We start from the raw sequence: 265 nt of genomic DNA on the forward strand, positions 1-265 counted from the left end.
ATCGGGGCCAGGGGGTCGGTGATCGTCGCGCTGCAGCAGCGTTGCAGAGGCGGATGGTGGATGAGCTCCCCCAGGTGGAACATCATCACACTGGCGTTTTCCAGGGTGAACTCCTGGCGGGCCCGGCTCGTTTCAACGCAGCGCTGGGTCGCGCGCAGCAGACGATTTCCATCGCAGGGCGGCCCGGACGTACTGCGCACCTGCTGGCACAGGATGTTGAGCGCCTTGCCGATGTAGATGTTGGAGGCGCGTTGTTCGTCTTCGG

1 protein-coding gene is annotated in these 265 nt (G+C 64.5%); it reads right to left on the reverse strand.

Translation table 11 applies throughout. The features are described from left to right. The coding region (locus ACQG3P_RS20015) for a hypothetical protein (protein ID WP_426806021.1) at positions 1-265 on the reverse strand (265 nt) is incomplete at both ends.

This window comes from Stenotrophomonas sp. SrG (assembly GCF_050031795.1).
GTDB lineage: Bacteria > Pseudomonadota > Gammaproteobacteria > Xanthomonadales > Xanthomonadaceae > Stenotrophomonas > Stenotrophomonas rhizophila_A.